We start from the raw sequence: 15,809 nt of genomic DNA on the forward strand, positions 1-15,809 counted from the left end.
CCGCAAGCTCTTGACGGCTGAGGTGTTAGCGCTAACAATCCCTGCCACACGTCCTCGGTGAACCGCCCTTGAAGAGGTCCCCATGAAACTCGCTCGCCCCCGGCTCATCGGCCTGGGCATCGTCCTCGCGCTCGTCGCCGCCGTCGCGCCCTCTGCAGCGCAAGGCGCCTCGCGAACACCAGCAGCTGCAATCACCTGGTCCGACGACTTCAGCGGCCCCGGCCTCGATCCACGCTGGCAAGTGGTCAACGAGGAGCCGAGCAAGCTCTCGCTGAGCGACGGCGCGCTCCGGATCGAAGGCCAGCCCGGCGACACCTACCAAGGCTCCAACACCGCGAAAAACGTGGTGGTGCTCGACCTTCCCGCCGGAAACTTCACCGCCACCGCGACCCTTTCGGCACCGGTCGCGAAGGTCTACCAGGGCGCCGGCCTGATCGCCTGGAAGGACATGGACAACTACGTCCGTTCCGGCCTGACCTTCGTCGGCAGTCTGGCGCCGTCGGGGATCGCGATCGAGAACGACGTCGAGACCGGCGGCACGTTCAGCGCGGTCAAGTTCACCGACCGCCCGGGCTCCACCGGCGAGACGATCCGGATGCAGCGGGTCGGCGACGTCATCACGACCAGCGTGTACGACGCGACCAGCAGCGCGTGGATCCCGGCCGGATCGGCCACGGTGTCGTTCGAGACCACGCAAGTCGGCCTCTACGCCCTCGCGGCGCAAGACGGAACGGTCCTGCCCGCCGCGTTCGACTCGTTCACGATCGAGCACGATGAGGGCGCCGACGTCGTACCGGACAGCACCTTCGTCCTGCAGGCCACCGGCGCCGCGCCCTTCCTGGTCGCGAACGGCGATGCGCTCACGTTGACCTCCGACCAGCCCACCGCGAGCCTTCGACTCACCGCGACCGACCTCGGCGACGGCGCTCTCGGCATCCGCGCCGAGTCGAGGCCTGTGGTCGTCCGCAACGGCGCGCTCGTGTTGGGCGCCGAGGGTGACGAGCCCACGCCGATGCGCCTCACCGATGCGGGCGGCGGCAAGCTCGTCCTCCGGGTGGAGGCGTCGTACGTAACGAACAACGGCGGAGCACTCGTGGTCGGCAATGCGGCGGATGCCGTGCGTTTCGTGCTGTCCGAGGTCGATGACAGTGTCGCGACTCTCGACATCGACGGCGACGGCGTGGGCGCTTCGATCAGCGACACGATGTTCGGGATCTTCTACGAGGACATCAACTACGCGGCCGACGGCGGCCTGTACGCCGAGCTCGTCCGCAACCGGTCGTTCGAGTTCGCGCCCTCCGACAACGGTTCGTTCAACGGGATGACGGGCTGGCAGGTGCTCGATCGCAGCACCCAGGGCACCACTGGGGCGGTCGTCAACGACGAGACCCGCCTCAACGCCAACAACCGCAACCACCTGCGCCTGACTGCGAAGGCGGCCGGCGACGGCGTACGGAACCAGGGCTACAACAACGGCTTCGCGGTCAAGAGCGGAGCGACGTACGACGGCTATCTGTGGGCACGCAGTACGACTGCCCAGGAGTTGACCGTGCGCATCGAGAACGCCGCCGGCACCGCTGCCCTGGCAACTGCGACCGTCGCGGTCGACGGCACGGATACCTGGAAGAAGTACCCGTTCACCCTCACCTCCGGTCAGACGAGTGACGCCGGCCGACTGGTCGTGCTCGCCGGCGCCGCGTCGGTGATCGGGCTCGACATGATCTCGGTAATGCCGCACGACACCTGGGTCGGCGCGGTCAACGGCCGCTCGGTGCTGCGCAAGGACCTCGCCGAGAAGGTCGCCGCGATGAAGCCGTCGTTCCTGCGCTTCCCTGGTGGCTGCGTGACGAACGTCGGCACGTTCAAGAGCTACGAGGAGAGCGGGTACGTCGACCGCCGCCGCACGTACCAGTGGAAGGAGACCATCGGCCCGGTCGAGGAGCGCCCGACGAACTGGAACTTCTGGGGCTACAACCAGTCGTACGGCATCGGCTACCTCGAGTACTTCAAGCTCGCCGAAGACCTCGGCGCGGAGCCGCTCCCGGTGCTCTCGGTCGGCGCCAACGGCTGCGGTTCCAGCATTCCCGAGATGCACGACCCGGCGATGATCCAGCGCTGGGTCGACGACACCGTCGACCTGATCGAGTTCGCGAACGGCGGCACGGACACCGAGTGGGGTGCGAAGCGCGCGGCACTCGGCCATCCCGAGCCGTTCGGCCTGGACATGATCGGTCTGGGCAACGAGGAGAACACCACCACGTTCGAGGCGAACTTCCCGGCGTTCCGTGACGCGGTCAAGGCGAAGTACCCCGCCATCAAGATCATCTCGAACTCCGGTCCGGACGACGCGGGCGCGCGATTCGACACGCTCTGGGAGTTCAACCGGGCGCAGAAGGTCGACCTGGTCGACGAGCACTACTACAACGACCCGGGCTGGTTCCTGGCCAACAACCACCGGTACGACTCGTACGACCGCCAAGGCCCGAAGGTCTTCCTCGGCGAGTACGCCTCGCGTGGCAACACGCACGGCAACGCGCTCGCGGAGGCGTCGTACATGACCGGGCTGCAGCGCAATGCCGACGTCGTACGGCTGGCGTCGTACGCACCATTGCTGTCCAACGAGTCCCACGTGCAATGGAGTCCGGACGCCATCTGGTTCGACAACGATGAGTCGTGGGAGACGCCGAACTGGCATGTGCAGAAGATGTTCGGCAACAACGTCGGCGATGAGGTGGTGCCGAGTACGTTCGATGGAGCGGTCAACCAGCCTGCCGATATCCGTGGTGGGGTGTTCCTTTCGTCCTGGTCGACATCGGCCGCTTACGACAACGTGAAGGTTACGTCTTCGTCTGGCAACACCTTGTTTTCCGACGATTTCGCCGACGCTTCGCAGTGGTCGCCGCAGGGTGGTGCGTGGGCGGCCGACGGTGGTCGTTATGTCCAGTCGTCGACCACGGTGAACGACGCCCGCAGCATCATCACGGGCGCCTATGCGAAGGACTGGACCAACTACACGCTCGAGCTCGATGCCACCAAGCTGGGCGGTAGCGAGGGCTTCCTGGTCGGCTTCGGCGCAAAGGGTGGCAGCGACTACTACTGGTGGAACCTCGGCGGCTGGAACAACACCCGGTCGGTGCTGCAGCGCGCCAACGGCGGCGGCGCAAGCGAGGTCAAGGCCATCGAGGGCAAGAGCATCACGACCGGCCAGACCTATCGCGTGAAGATCGTCGTCGATGGTCACAAGATCTCGTTGTACCTCGATGGCGAGCTGCAGATGACGTACGACGAGTCGGGCGCGAGCGAGAAGCTGTTCCAGGTCGTCACGCGTCATGCGGCCACCGGTGACATCGTCGCGAAGGTGGTGAACACCGCGCCCGGGCCCGTGCGTACGAAGGTCGAGATCGCGGACGCCGAGATCGAGCCGACCGGTACCGTCATCCAGCTGGCCGGGTTGCCGTCGGCAACGAATACCAAGGCCAAGCCTAATAACGTCGCGCCAGTGCAACGGCAGATCAGCGGGCTGTCGAACTCCTTCGACTACGAGTTCCCCGGTTCGTCGGTGACGTTCCTGCGGATGCACACACGGGATGGCGTGGCGCCGGTCGTCTCCGAGGTGTCCGTGTCCGGCACCGAGGCCAATGGCTGGTACGCCGACCCGGCGACCGTGCACGTCGAGGCGACCGACAACCGTGCGGTGCACCACCTCGAGGTGTCGGTCGACGGTGGTGCCTGGGTCAGCCGGGCTGGCGCTCAGGCGGACGTCGAGGTGGCTGGGGACGGCAGTCATACCGTTGCTGTACGGGCGGTCGACGCGGCTGGGAATGTCGGTGAGGTCCGGCCGGTCGTGGTCGCCATCGACGCTAAGGCGCCCGTTTCGCATGCGGTCTTCGACAGTACGGCCCGGTCGGTCGCGTTGTCCGCGGTCGACTCAGGAGCTGGTGTCGCGCGTACCGAATACCGGATCGACGGGGGTGCTTGGACGACGTACGCCGGGCCAGTGGTCTTCGGTGAAGCGGCCGCGGTGGTCGACCATCGCGCGGTTGACCTGCTCGGCAATACCGAGACGCCCAAGCGGTACGCCGTACCTGCGGTGGACAAGCGGCTGGCGTCGGTGGTCACGGCGGCACCGCTCGCCAAGGTCGTCCCGCTTGGCGCGCCTGCGCTGATCCGGGTGCGCGTGACGGGTCCCGGCGGCAACCCGACCGGCATCGTGACCGTGCTGGCCGGAGATCGCGCGGTGGCACAGGCCAAGCTGGTTTACGGCCAAGCCGTTGTCAGCGTGCCGACGCGCGCTCTCGGCGTCGGCCAGCACCGACTGGTCGTGTCGTACCCGGGCGACACGAAGCACAAGCCCTCAACCACCGAAGTCCAACTAACCGTGCGGTAGCGCTGCCCCTTCTCTTTGCGACGAGTGGACGCGTTTTGCCGCTCGTCCGCTGCCTGTCAGGTGCAGGCTGCCTCGCAGCGGCAAACGCGTCCACTCGTCGCAAAGAGCGTTGTCGGAGACCAGTGTCGAGTTCGGGCTTGCGTTCGGGGTCGCCGTACTCGGCAGCATCGGTCTGCTGGTGCAACGCGAACACGGCTTCACGGCGGGCATGGCCGTGGTCGCGGCGATCGGCGCCGGGTTGTCGGTCGCGCTGGCCGTGTTGGCGACGCTCACCCTTCGAATTCCGGCTTTGCGTATTGGCGATGCTGGCTAGCATGGCGGGTATGCCGAGGGAATCGCTGGCCGTGCGACAGCATCGTCGCGACGAACTGCGCGACTTCCTGCGCAGCCGCCGGGCGCGACTGACGCCTGCCGACGTTGGGATCGCGGCGGCCGGGCGACGCCGTACGCCGGGACTGCGTCGCGAGGAGGTCGCCGTACTCGCCGAGGTCGGCGTCTCTTGGTACACCTGGCTCGAGCAGGGGCGCGATATCAACGTCTCGGTCGACGTACTCGATGCGATCAGCAGGGCGTTGCGGCTCAGCGAGGCCGAACGCGCGCACCTGTACCTGCTGACCGGGCTCAACCCGCCACGGACCGCCGCGCCGCGCGAGGCCGCCGTCAGCGCCGAATTGCGGCAGCTGATCGACGCGTGGCATCCGCGGCCCGCGATATTGCTGGACCAGTACTGGAATCTGCTCGCGCTCAACGACATGGCGCGAATGGTTTTCGGCTATGACTCCGATGATCGCAACTGTCTGATCTCGTATTTCACGAACGACCGGTATCGCAGCATGCATCACGAGTGGGAGTCGCTCGCGCCGTCCGTCGTCGCCGCGTTTCGGGCGGATGCTGCGCGCGTGCCTGGCGATCCGGAGTTCGCGCGGGTGATCGACGAGCTGAGCGCCGCGAGCCCTGAGTTCGTCGAGCAATGGGCGCGGCATGACGTTGGGGACCACGCGCAGACGGTGAAGGCGGTGACGCATCCCGAGGCCGGCGAACTCGTCTTCGACAAGACCGCCTTGGTGGTGGCCGATCGGCCGGACTGGCGGTTGGAGCTGTACAACCCGCGACCCGGCACGCTCGAGCGGCTTCTGAGCCTGGTGGTGGCAGTCACAGGTTAAGCGCGCACTGGTTGGGTCGGGTGACGGTTGGCACGCTCGGTCCTATGACTTCCCGATTCGACCAGAAGATCGCGCTCATCACCGGCGGTACGAGCGGTATGGGGTTGGCCACCGCACAACGGTTGCTCGCCGAGGGCGCGGACGTGATCATCACCGGACGCGAGCTGTCGCGGTTGGAGGCTGCCGTCAAGGAGCTGGATGGCGGCGACCGCGTCCTCGCGCTGCAAAGCGATGCTGCGAATCTCGCTGACCTGGATTCACTGACGGCCGCTATCGAGGAGCGGTACGGGCGGCTGGACGTGGTCTTCGCCAATGCGGGTGTCGCCTCGTTCAAGCCGTACGCCGAATTCAGCGAGGCCGAGTTCGACCGAGTTGTCGACATCAACTTCAAGGGGGTGTTCTTCACGATCCAGAAGGCTTCGCCGCTGCTATCCGACAACGCGTCGATCGTCATCAACGCCTCGTGGACGCTCCACCGTGGTCTGCCCAACAGCTCTGTCTACGCAGCGACCAAGGCGGCGGTCCACAACCTCGCCCACACGCTCGCGGCGGAGCTCGGGCCGCGCGGAATCCGCGTCAACTCCGTGAGCCCCGGCTATATCGCCACGCCGATGTTCCACGAAGCCATTCCCGCCGACGAGCACGACGCCGTCCTCACCGCGATCGTCGCCGGCCGCCTCGGTACGTCCGAAGACGTCGCGAACGCCGTCGCCTTCCTCGCCTCCACCGAAGCGTCCTACATCAACGGCCAAGACCTCATCATCGACGGCGGCCTAGTCACCGCCATCCCCGCCTGATCTCCACGGAGGCTATTGGACCTGCAGTGTGGGGCTGTTCATCGCTGTGTAGTCGAACGTGTCCTGATGGACTTCGCTCCTTGAGGCGTACGCCCCGGGCACGCGCGTGATGACACAGGCGAGCCGAGGAGTGCTCATCACGGAATTCGGTTGAATCTCGATCTCACCCTCCCAACGCGCCGCGCCGCAATCCTTCTTCACGCCACTCTTGATGTAATCCACCTGGGTCCAGCTGGGGCGCCACCAAAGCGTGTCGGTGTTGCCGAAGTTGACCGTGAACCACACGTACTGGTGGTCGGCCCATGTGCAGGTCTGCCAGTAGTGCTGAGGAGTCACGTGGTGGTAGCCGCTACAGGTATGTCCCGCCTGACCTGGCGGGACGACTACGCTCGCAGTCGATGCGGCACTGGAGGACCCGGCCAGCCCCGCAATCGCCAGGGACGTCGCCACCAGTGTGGATGCGACTCGGCGCAGACTCTTCATTCGATCTCCTTGGGCTCAGAACTCAGGCAGCCCGACGCTACGGTGACCGGCAGATCGTTAGTAAGGTTTATGCGTTGCACGTACCTGCAACTTTGCGCCACCTCGCACGCCGTACAAGACAGTCGGCGTAAGCTAGCGTTTGACGCGGCCGGTTTCGTAAGCCCACATGACGATTTCGACGCGGTTCCGGGCTCCGACCTTGGCCATCACGCTGGTGAGGTGGGTCTTGACGGTACTGAGGCTGATGTGGAGTTCGCTGGCGATCTCCGCATTGGTCCGGCCGTTGGCCACGGTGATGAGGACCTGCTCTTCCCGGCTGGTCAACGGTTCGATGGGCTGAACGGGTTGGCGCCCGGTGCGCGAGTCGGCGAACGCGGCGAGCAGCCGGGCGGTGATCCTCGGCGCAATGAGTGCGTCGCCCTTGGCTGCGGCGTGAATCGCCTGGACGAGTAGTTCGGGCCCGGCGTCCTTGAGCAGGAACCCGCGAGCGCCCGCCTTGAGAGCGCCGTACACGTACTCATCGAGGTCGAAGGTGGTGATCACGACGATCGCCAGTGGATCCGCGACGCCGGCGCCGGCCAGCTCGCGCGTGGCCGCGATCCCGTCCATACCGGGCATGCGAATGTCGAACAGGCAAACGTCGGGCCGGAGTCGACGCGCGAGCTCAACCGCCTCGAGTCCGTCGGCCGCCTGACCGACCACCTCGATATCGGGTTGTGCGTCGAGGATCATCGACAACCCGGTTCGGACGAGATCCTGGTCGTCGGCGACCAGCACGCGAACGGTCATCCGGCCGCGCCCGCCTTGGGGAGTACGGCCTCGACGGTCCAGCCCCGATCCGGGCCGGGACCGGCCGCGAACGAACCGCCGAGCAGCAGCGCCCGTTCGGTCATGCCCACCAAGCCGTAGCCGAGCGAGTTCCCCGGGGCCGGGCCGGCTTCGCCGTCGTCGCTGACGGTCAAACGCACGCAGTCGTCGTCGCCGATGACGCGGACTTCGATTCGCGTCGCGTGGCGCGCGTGCCGGACGGCGTTCGTGATCGACTCCTGGGCGATGCGATAGAGGGCGGCGCCGACAGACGGGCCGACGTCGTCGAGCTCCCCCGCCAGCTCGACCTCTACCTGAGGGCCGCTGTCGCTGCTGGCCAACCGCTTGATCTCGGCCAATCCCGGCTGCGGGGCGAGTGCGGGCGCGCCGTCATCGCGAAGGCCGCCCACCATGATCCGCATTTCGGCGAGCGTACGCGTGGCCTCGGCTTCGATGACGCCGAGGGCATCGATCGCGGCCGTCGGATGCGAGGCGGCGACGACGCGGCCGGCCTGGGCCCGAATGAGGATGGCGGAGACGTGGTGTGCGACCGTGTCGTGCAACTCGCGGGCCAACTGCTCGCGCTCGCGGAGCCGTACCTGATCCAACTCGCGCATCCGCGACGTACCCCGATAGCGGACCGCGGCACCGAACGAGGCCGGGGAGAGCAGGAACATGCTGCCGAGCACGGAGTCGACGATGCCGGTGTAGTCGCTGATGAGGCCGAGCAGCAGCGCGCCCAGGATGAACGCCGTCCCGATCCCGATTTCGCGACCGGCTCCCCAACGGAAGAGCGCGTACGGCAGCAGCACCACGCAGACCATCGTGTTGAGGCCCACTGGACCTTCGCCGGTGATCAGCGCGCCGATGCTGGTCACCATCAGGGTGCCGAACACGGCGGCCACCACGGTGAGTGGATGCGTACGCCGCCAGAGCAGCGCGCAGACGACGGCGACGGCGAAGACGAGCGCGACCGGGCGCCAGACCACCGCCTCGCGGTAGATGCCTTCGAGGACCGCCGTCGGTAGCAGGACGGCGACGAGCAACCAGTCCCGCCACACCCGCCTTGGGGGCTGCGGTGCGCGCGGTTCGGCCCACAGCGAGCGGACGGCGTTTCTCAACATGACCTCAGCGTAGGTACCCAGGGCGCTCAGCGGATCGGCCCAAAGTACGGCACGCCGGTCGGCTCTTCGGCCGATGGAACTCGGGCCGATCGTCGGAGGTGCCGTCCGGGCCGTCCCGACACCATGAAACCGATCGGTCTCGGAACCCCTGACGCACTGAAGGAGCTCACAAATGATGTCGAATCTGTACCGGTTGGGCCGGTACGCCGCGCGCCGCCCGTGGAGGGTCATCGGGGCCTGGCTGGTCATCTCCGCACTGGTGGTCGCGGCATCCAGCGCCTTCGGTCAAAAGCTCGAGGAATCCTTCGGCGCGCCGGGAGTCGATTCCCAGCACGCGACCGATCTGCTGTCGGCCGCTGGGTCGGACCAGGCCGGACTCACCGCACAGGTAGTCGTGACTCCACTCGACGGGGGTACGACGTTCCAGAATTCGGCTGCTGCGCGAGCTGCGCTGGCGCGGATCCAGTCAGCGGCGGCCGAATTGCCGCAGGTGCTCGCGGCCGGCCCGGGGAACATCTCGCCCGACGGCCGGGTCGCGATCATCCGGCTGCAATACCCGGTGCTCGACAAACTGGAACCGAGCGACCTCGAGAATCTCAAGGCATTCGGTGAGCAGGCGCGCGTGGACTCTCCGCTGCGGATCGAGCTGGGCGGCGACCTCTTCTACGCGTTCGAGGAAGGCGCGCCGGGGATCGCCGAGGGGGTCGGATTGGCGGCCGCGATCGTGATTCTGCTGCTGGCCTTCGGCTCGATCATCGCGATGGGGCTGCCGATCGGGATGGCGTTGTTCGGGCTCGCGCTCGGGATCAGCTCGCTGTCCCTGATGACGTACCTGATCGATATTCCGGCCTGGGCGCCCGTGCTCGGCAGCATGGTCGGGCTGGGAGTGGGGATCGACTACGCGCTGATCATCGTGACCCGGCATCGCGAGTTCCTCGGCCTCGGGATGAGCGTCCAGGAAGCGGCCGGGCGTGCCGTCGCCACCGCTGGGCAGGCCGTCGTGTTCGCCGGTGGCACGGTCGTCATCGCGATCCTCGGCCTGGCCGTCGCCGGCGTACCGTTCATGACTGCGGGCGGCGTCGCCATTTCGCTCATCGTGCTGGTCATGGTCCTCGCTTCGCTGACCTTGCTGCCCGCGTTCCTCGGTCTGACCGGGCACTGGATCAACCGCCTCGGTATCCACCGCCGCCATCGCTCCTCGGCCCCTGGGCTGGGCTGGCAGCGTTGGGCTGGGCACGTGTCGAGGCACGCGGTTGTGTACGCGATCAGCGCCACGGTGCTGCTCTTGGCACTCGCCGCACCCGTGCTGGCGCTGAAGGTCGGCACCCCCGATGAGGGCGCCTTGCCAACGCAGCGAACGGAGCGCCGGGCGTACGACCTCGTCGCCGCGGGTTTCGGTGCCGGTAGCAACGGCCCGTTGGTCATCGCCATCGACATCTCGAAGGACCCGAACGTGGTCCAGCCTCTCGCCGATGCCATCAAGGCCGACTCGGGCATCGCCTCCGTCGTACCGCCCGAGGTGAACGCGGAGGCCGGCGTCGCGACGCTGATCGCCATCCCGACGACTGGACCGCAAGACGACACCACCATGGAGACGGTCAAACGGCTCCGGTCGGAGGTCTTTCCCGCGGTGCTGGACGGGAGCCCGGCCAAGGCTCACGTCGGTGGTCAGGTGGCGACGTTGGCCGATGTGGGCCAGAAGGTCAACGATCGGCTTCCGTGGTTCATCGGGGCGGTCATCCTGTTGTCCGTATTGCTGCTGACGTTGGTCTTCCGGTCGATCGTCGTACCGCTCAAGGCAGCGTTGATGAACCTGCTCAGCATCGGCGCCTCGTTCGGGGTGATGGTGATGGTGTTCCAGTGGGGATGGGCCGCGAGCCTCATCGGACTGGAGTCAACTGTGCCGATCCTGCCGTTCATCCCGATGTTCATGTTCGCCGTACTCTTCGGGCTATCGATGGACTACGAGGTGTTCCTGCTCTCGAGAATTCGGGAGGAATACCTGCTCACGGGGGACAACGAAACCTCGGTCAGCAACGGCATCGCGTCCACCGGCCGCGTCATCACGTCTGCCGCGCTGATCATGATCTCGGTCTTCGTAAGCTTCGGCCTCGGCGACGACCCAACCGCCAAGATGTTCGGCCTAGGCCTGGCCGTAGCCGTCCTCATCGACGCCACCATCGTCCGCCTGGTCCTCGTACCAGCCGCCATGAAACTCCTAGGCAACGCCAACTGGTGGATCCCCACCTGGCTGAACCGCCTCCTCCCCACCCTCCACCTCGACCCCCACCCCACCTTCCCTGCGCCCACCCCCACCCCGCCCCCCACTCCCCTCCCCGACGACAACCCCGCCCTCGTCTAACCACCCCGACCTACCCACATCCCGCTCGGGGTGGAGTGGCCCCGCCGCTCCACCCCCACCCACGATCAGACGCAAAATGCGCCACCTGGTGCCAAACGCCTGCGACGGTCGGACGCAAAATGCGATACCCCAGGCAGACGTTTGCGACGGTCGGACGCGAAATGCGCCACCTGTGGACAGCGCTACCGCGGCCGGACGCAATCTGCACAGGCCCAGGCCAATCTGGGGAAAACTCTCCCGCGAAGTGCCTCGTTGTGCTTGCACACGCGCGACACAACAAGGCACCTCGCGGCAAGGTTTTGCACAAATCGGCTTGAACCTGCCGCCACGGTCGGACGCGAAATGCCGTCCCTGGGGCAGACGCTTGTGACGGTCGCACGCAAGATGCGCCACCTGTAGACAGCGCTACCGCGGCCGGACGCAATCTGCACAGGCCCAGGCCAATCTGGGAAAACTCTCCCGCGAAGTGCCTCGTCGTGCTTGCACACGCGCGACACAACAAGGCACTTCGCGGCAGGGTTTTGCACAAATTGGCCAGAACTTGTGCGGTTCGGCCCTAGGTGCCGTGGGCTGGGTGTCCACAGGTGGCGCATCTTGCGTCCGACCGTGGCAGGGGGTTTCCACAGGTGGCGCATTTTGCGTCCGACCGTGGCAGGGGGTTTCCACAGGTGGCGCATTTTGCGTCCGACCGTGGCAGGGGGTTTCCACAGGTGGCGCATTTTGCGTCCGACCGTGGCAGGGGGTTTCCACAGGTGGCGCATTTTGCGTCCGACCGTGGCAGGGGGCGCAGTGGGGGCGGGGTGTGCGTGACGCTCGCGCGTGGAAAGAAAGGGGGCGCAGCCGGGAGTTGGCTGCGCCCGCGTTCTTGGGGAGGGTGGAGAGTTACCAGCGGTGGGCTACGTCGACCACGATGCGGCCGGTGTTACCGGGGCCGGTGAGGGTGAAGACGCGGAACGGGAGACGGGCGCGGACGCCGAGTCCGATCGTGGTCTCGCCTTCGAAGCTGCCGGCGGTCGCGACTTGCCGGAAGGTCCGGTATCCGCGCACGTTCGTCAGTTCCTTCTGGTTCGCCGGGTTGTAGGTGGAGCGGCCGGCAGCGTCGTACGACGGCACCGCGAGCACGATCTCCAGCTTGGCGCCTCCACGCAGCGGGAGGAGTCTGCCCTCGCCGACGGTGTAGACGTTCTTCACGTAGTGCACGCGGAACCAGGACGGCTTGCCCTTGACGTCGAACACGATCCGGTCGAAGCAGGCATGCCTGCCGGTCCGGACGTTCGTGAGCACTCCGGCGCCGCGGTACTTGCCCGACTCGGGCAGCGAACCCCAACCGGTGGGGCACTTGGTGGCAGCGGCCGTGGTGCTCGTGGCAGCTGTCGTGGACGCGCCGGCCAGCGTCGGTACGGCGACGGCGCCTGCCGGGACCGCGGCAACGGCCAGAACGGCCACCGCGGTACGGATCGGTCGGTGGATCGGTCGGTTGACCGGCTTACGGATGGTGTGGAAGAGCTTCATGGTGTGTCCCCCCTTAGAGACACCTGTTAGATGCGCTCATAGGGTCCCAAGTTGACACGCCGCAACGATGATTTCCCGTGCTCGCGCGACCACACCTCGCAACCACCGGCGGTTAGCATCCGGGAGGACGTGAGGAGGTGGGATGGACGCGGACGAAGTGCTTCAGGATCGGCCCGATCGACCGGTCGTCCGACGAGGTGGGACGGTACGTCACCCGGCCCAGCCGTGGTCGCCGTCGGTCCGCGCATTGCTCGTCCACTTGCACGAGGTCGGTTTCACCAGAGCTCCGCAGGTCCTACCGTCCGAACCCGACTGGGACGTGTTGACCTATCTCGAAGGCGAAGCGGGCCCGTCCGGCTGGGCCAAGGTCGTCGACGAGAGGGGCCTGGCCGAGTTCGCCCGGATGCTGCGCGATTACCACCAGGCCGTTGCCGAATGGCGTCCGCGCGAGGAGCTCACCTGGTACGACGGGAGTACGGGCGCCGGCGGTGAAGGCGAGATCGTCTGCCATGGGGATTACGGCCCGTGGAACGTGGTTTGGCGCGATACGACACCGACCGGGCTGCTCGATTGGGAGTACGCGCGCGTGGCGCCGCCGGCGCAGGACGTCTACTACGCGCTTCAGTACGTCGCGCCCTTTCGCTCCGACGCGGAATGCTTGCAGTGGTTGGGGTATTCCGCGCCGCCCGACCGGAGGCGTCGTACCGGAATCTTCCTCACGTCGTACGGCTGGACAGGGCCGGCCGATGTCGTCGACGGGGTCATCGCCGTACAACGCGAAACGCATGCGAAGGTCGTACAACTCGCGGCGCAAGGGCATGAACGCCAGCGGACCGCGTTGGCCGCGGGCGCGGCGGACCGAGTCGCCCGCGAAATCGCCTGGGCCGAACAGAATCGCGGGTTGTTCAGTCGAGAGTGACGGTTCCCACCAGGCCGAGGGTCAGTCCGGCGACCATGAGGCCGGCGCCGAGCGCGATGCGGTAGCGCAGCACGGATACCAGGCCCCCGATGACTAGGCCCACGCCGACGATCCAGAGCGCTGTTCCAGGGGTCAGCATCGCGCAAAGGTAGCCGCCGGACCGGGACGACGCAGGGATTCTCACACGTTTCTAACACCCTGATGGCGGTCTGCAATGCGGGGTTGGCCGGGCTGATCGGGCATTGTTTCCGGGTGACCACATCGGATGAACTCGTCGTTCCCGCAACCGTCGCGGGACCCGGCAAACCGTCGACCGCCGACGGTGGTGTGAAGGGCTGGCTGCTGAAGCATCAGGTGCAGCCGGTCGGGCCGGAGACGGACGAGGGCCATGCCCAGCCGCAATCGTGGTGGAAGGTGATGTGCCTGACCGGCGTCGACTATTTCTCGACGCTGTCCTACCTGCCCGGCATCGCCGCCCTCGCCGCAGGCGCCTTGTCACCGCTCGCGACGTTGCTCATCGTCGCGTTGACGCTGCTGGGCATGCTGCCGATGTACCGCCGGGTGGCCAAGGAAAGTCCGCACGGTCAGGGTTCCATCGCGATGCTGGAGAACCTGCTGCCGTTCTGGCGCGGCAAGATCTTCGTCCTGGTACTGCTCGGATTCGTGGCGACGTCGTGGATCATCACCATCACGCTGTCATCGGCCGACGCGACCGTTCACATGCTCGAAAACCCCTTGATGCCAGGGGCCTTGCACGGCCACGAAGTACTCGTCACGGTGGTGCTGCTGCTGGTTCTGGGTGGCGTGTTCCTGCTCGGCTTCAGTGAGGCCGTCAGTGTTGCGATCCCGCTCGTGGCGGCCTTCCTCGCGCTCAACGCCGCGGTCGTTGCCGTCGGCATGTACGACGTCGTCACGGTTCCTGGGGCCTTCAGCGGCTGGGTCGACGCGTTGACGGCCGGGCGCGAAGGGTTCGGTGGGGTGGTCGGACCGGCCATCGTGGCCTTCCCCTTGCTGGTGCTCGGGATGTCCGGATTCGAGACGGGCGTGAGCATGATGCCGCTCGTCGCGGCGGACGGTAAGGACGCCGCCGAGCGACTGGCCAGCCGGATCCGCAATACCAAGAAGCTCCTGACGGCTGCCGCGTTGATCATGAGCGTCTACCTACTGGCGACCAGCTTCATCACCACTGTGCTGATCCCGGCCAAAGAGTTCGAGCCGGGTGGTGCCGCAAACGGGCGCGCGATGGCTTACCTGGCGCACGAATACCTCGGCGAGGTGTTCGGTACGGCGTATGACATCAGCAGCGTGTTGATCCTTTGGTTCGCGGGCGCCTCAGCGATGGCCGGGCTGATCAACATCGTGCCGCGGTACCTGCCGGCGTACGGCATGGCGCCGGAATGGGGGCGCGCCGTGCGCCCGGTGGTGCTGGTCTACACCGCCATCAGCGTTGCGATCACCATCGCGTTCGGCGCCGATGTCGACGCGCAGGCCGGGGCGTACGCGACCGGAATCCTGGTGATGATGGTCTCCGGTGCGGTCGCGGTCGCCATTTCCGCGGCGCACCGGCGGCAGCGCCGTCAGACCATCGCCTTTACCGTCCTGGTCCTGGTGCTGATGTATGCCTTGGTCGAGAACATCATCGAAAAGCCCGACGGCATTGCCATCTCCGGTCTCTTCATCGCCGGCATCATCGTCGTCTCGCTGATCTCGCGGGTGTCGCGAACGACCGAACTACGCGCCGACCGGATCGAGTTCGACGAGGCGGCGCGGCGCATCATCACCAACTCGATCACCAACGATGGCGCGCTCAACCTGATCGCCAACAAGCGCCAGGCCGGCGATGCCGCGGAGTACACGGCCAAGGAGGCCGAGGTCCGCGCGATGGACCCGGTGCCGGGTCACGCGGACGTGGTGTTCCTCGAGATCGACGTGATCGACCCGTCCACCTTCAGCGACGTACTGCGGGTCGAGGGCATCGACGTCGACGGCCACCAGATCCTGCGCGCGCAGAGCCCGGCCGCGCCGAACGCGATCGCGGCGATCCTGCTGACCCTGCGCGACACCACCGGCGTAATGCCGCACTGCCACTTCGAATGGTCCGAGGGCAATCCGCTCAGCCATCTCCTTCGCTACCTCATCCTCGGCCAAGGCGACACCCCGCCCGTCGTCCGCGAGATCATCCGCCAGCACGAACCCGACAACGCCCGCCGCCCCGGCATCCACGTCGGCTAAACCAGCCACGTCGGCTGACTGGT

13 protein-coding genes are annotated in these 15,809 nt (G+C 66.7%); 7 read left to right on the forward strand and 6 right to left on the reverse strand.

What is annotated here, in order from left to right; genetic code table 11:
- Positions 1-82 precede the first annotated feature (82 nt).
- The 4 genes from OG394_RS19955 to OG394_RS19970 all read left to right on the forward strand — a co-directional run bounded on the left by OG394_RS19955 (position 83) and on the right by OG394_RS19970 (position 6,347).
- Positions 83-4,387, forward strand: coding sequence for an alpha-L-arabinofuranosidase C-terminal domain-containing protein (locus tag OG394_RS19955; protein ID WP_328988497.1), 4,305 nt, complete (start codon positions 83-85; stop codon positions 4,385-4,387).
- Positions 4,388-4,496: 109 nt separating this feature from the next.
- Entirely contained in the window at positions 4,497-4,700 is a 204-nt protein-coding gene (locus OG394_RS19960) for a hypothetical protein (RefSeq protein ID WP_328988498.1), read from the forward strand.
- Positions 4,701-4,710: 10 nt separating this feature from the next.
- Positions 4,711-5,550, forward strand: a complete 840-nt coding sequence (locus tag OG394_RS19965) for a helix-turn-helix transcriptional regulator (RefSeq protein WP_328988499.1) — start codon at positions 4,711-4,713, stop codon at positions 5,548-5,550.
- Positions 5,551-5,594: 44 nt separating this feature from the next.
- Entirely contained in the window at positions 5,595-6,347 is a 753-nt protein-coding gene (locus OG394_RS19970; protein WP_328988500.1) for a glucose 1-dehydrogenase, read from the forward strand.
- A gap of 12 nt (positions 6,348-6,359) precedes the next feature.
- On the opposite strand, the gene OG394_RS19975 is transcribed toward OG394_RS19970, so the two are convergent.
- From OG394_RS19975 to OG394_RS19985, 3 genes are all read right to left on the reverse strand, one after another.
- Positions 6,360-6,830 (reverse strand): hypothetical protein, encoded by a 471-nt coding sequence (locus tag OG394_RS19975; RefSeq protein WP_328988501.1) that lies wholly within the window; start codon positions 6,828-6,830, stop codon positions 6,360-6,362.
- 132 nt (positions 6,831-6,962) lie between these two features.
- A complete protein-coding gene (locus OG394_RS19980) occupies positions 6,963-7,619 on the reverse strand; it encodes a response regulator transcription factor (protein ID WP_328988502.1) in 657 nt (218 codons plus the stop codon).
- Positions 7,616-8,761 carry a sensor histidine kinase gene (locus tag OG394_RS19985; protein WP_328988503.1) on the reverse strand — a complete coding sequence of 382 codons (1,146 nt, stop codon included), beginning with the start codon at positions 8,759-8,761 and terminating at the stop codon, positions 7,616-7,618. The genes OG394_RS19980 and OG394_RS19985 overlap by 4 nt, the downstream gene beginning before the upstream one ends.
- A gap of 172 nt (positions 8,762-8,933) precedes the next feature.
- On the opposite strand from OG394_RS19985, the gene OG394_RS19990 reads away from it, so the two are divergent.
- On the forward strand, positions 8,934-11,123 hold the full coding sequence (locus tag OG394_RS19990; RefSeq protein WP_328988504.1) for an MMPL family transporter: 2,190 nt from the start codon (positions 8,934-8,936) through the stop codon (positions 11,121-11,123).
- Positions 11,124-11,679: 556 nt separating this feature from the next.
- Here OG394_RS19990 and OG394_RS40095 read toward each other — a convergent pair.
- On the reverse strand, positions 11,680-12,012 hold the full coding sequence (locus tag OG394_RS40095; RefSeq protein ID WP_442914310.1) for a double zinc ribbon domain-containing protein: 333 nt from the start codon (positions 12,010-12,012) through the stop codon (positions 11,680-11,682).
- The gene (locus OG394_RS19995) at positions 12,006-12,635 is read right to left on the reverse strand and encodes an AMIN-like domain-containing (lipo)protein (RefSeq protein ID WP_328988505.1); all 630 of its coding nucleotides are present in this window, start codon (positions 12,633-12,635) and stop codon (positions 12,006-12,008) included. Before OG394_RS19995 ends, OG394_RS40095 begins: the two co-directional genes overlap by 7 nt.
- A gap of 142 nt (positions 12,636-12,777) precedes the next feature.
- Here OG394_RS19995 and OG394_RS20000 point away from each other — a divergent pair, with 142 nt between their 5' ends.
- Positions 12,778-13,554 (forward strand): aminoglycoside phosphotransferase family protein, encoded by a 777-nt coding sequence (locus tag OG394_RS20000; RefSeq protein ID WP_328988506.1) that lies wholly within the window; start codon positions 12,778-12,780, stop codon positions 13,552-13,554.
- Here OG394_RS20000 and OG394_RS20005 read toward each other — a convergent pair.
- The gene (locus OG394_RS20005; protein WP_328988507.1) at positions 13,541-13,693 is read right to left on the reverse strand and encodes a hypothetical protein; all 153 of its coding nucleotides are present in this window, start codon (positions 13,691-13,693) and stop codon (positions 13,541-13,543) included. The genes OG394_RS20000 and OG394_RS20005 overlap by 14 nt on opposite strands.
- Positions 13,694-13,806: 113 nt before the next feature.
- On the opposite strand from OG394_RS20005, the gene OG394_RS20010 reads away from it, so the two are divergent.
- Complete coding sequence (locus tag OG394_RS20010; RefSeq protein ID WP_328988508.1) at positions 13,807-15,786, forward strand: amino acid transporter; 1,980 nt, start codon at positions 13,807-13,809, stop codon at positions 15,784-15,786.
- Positions 15,787-15,809: the final 23 nt, after the last annotated feature.

The organism is Kribbella sp. NBC_01245 (assembly GCF_036226525.1).
In the GTDB taxonomy this organism is placed as follows: Bacteria; Actinomycetota; Actinomycetes; order Propionibacteriales; family Kribbellaceae; genus Kribbella.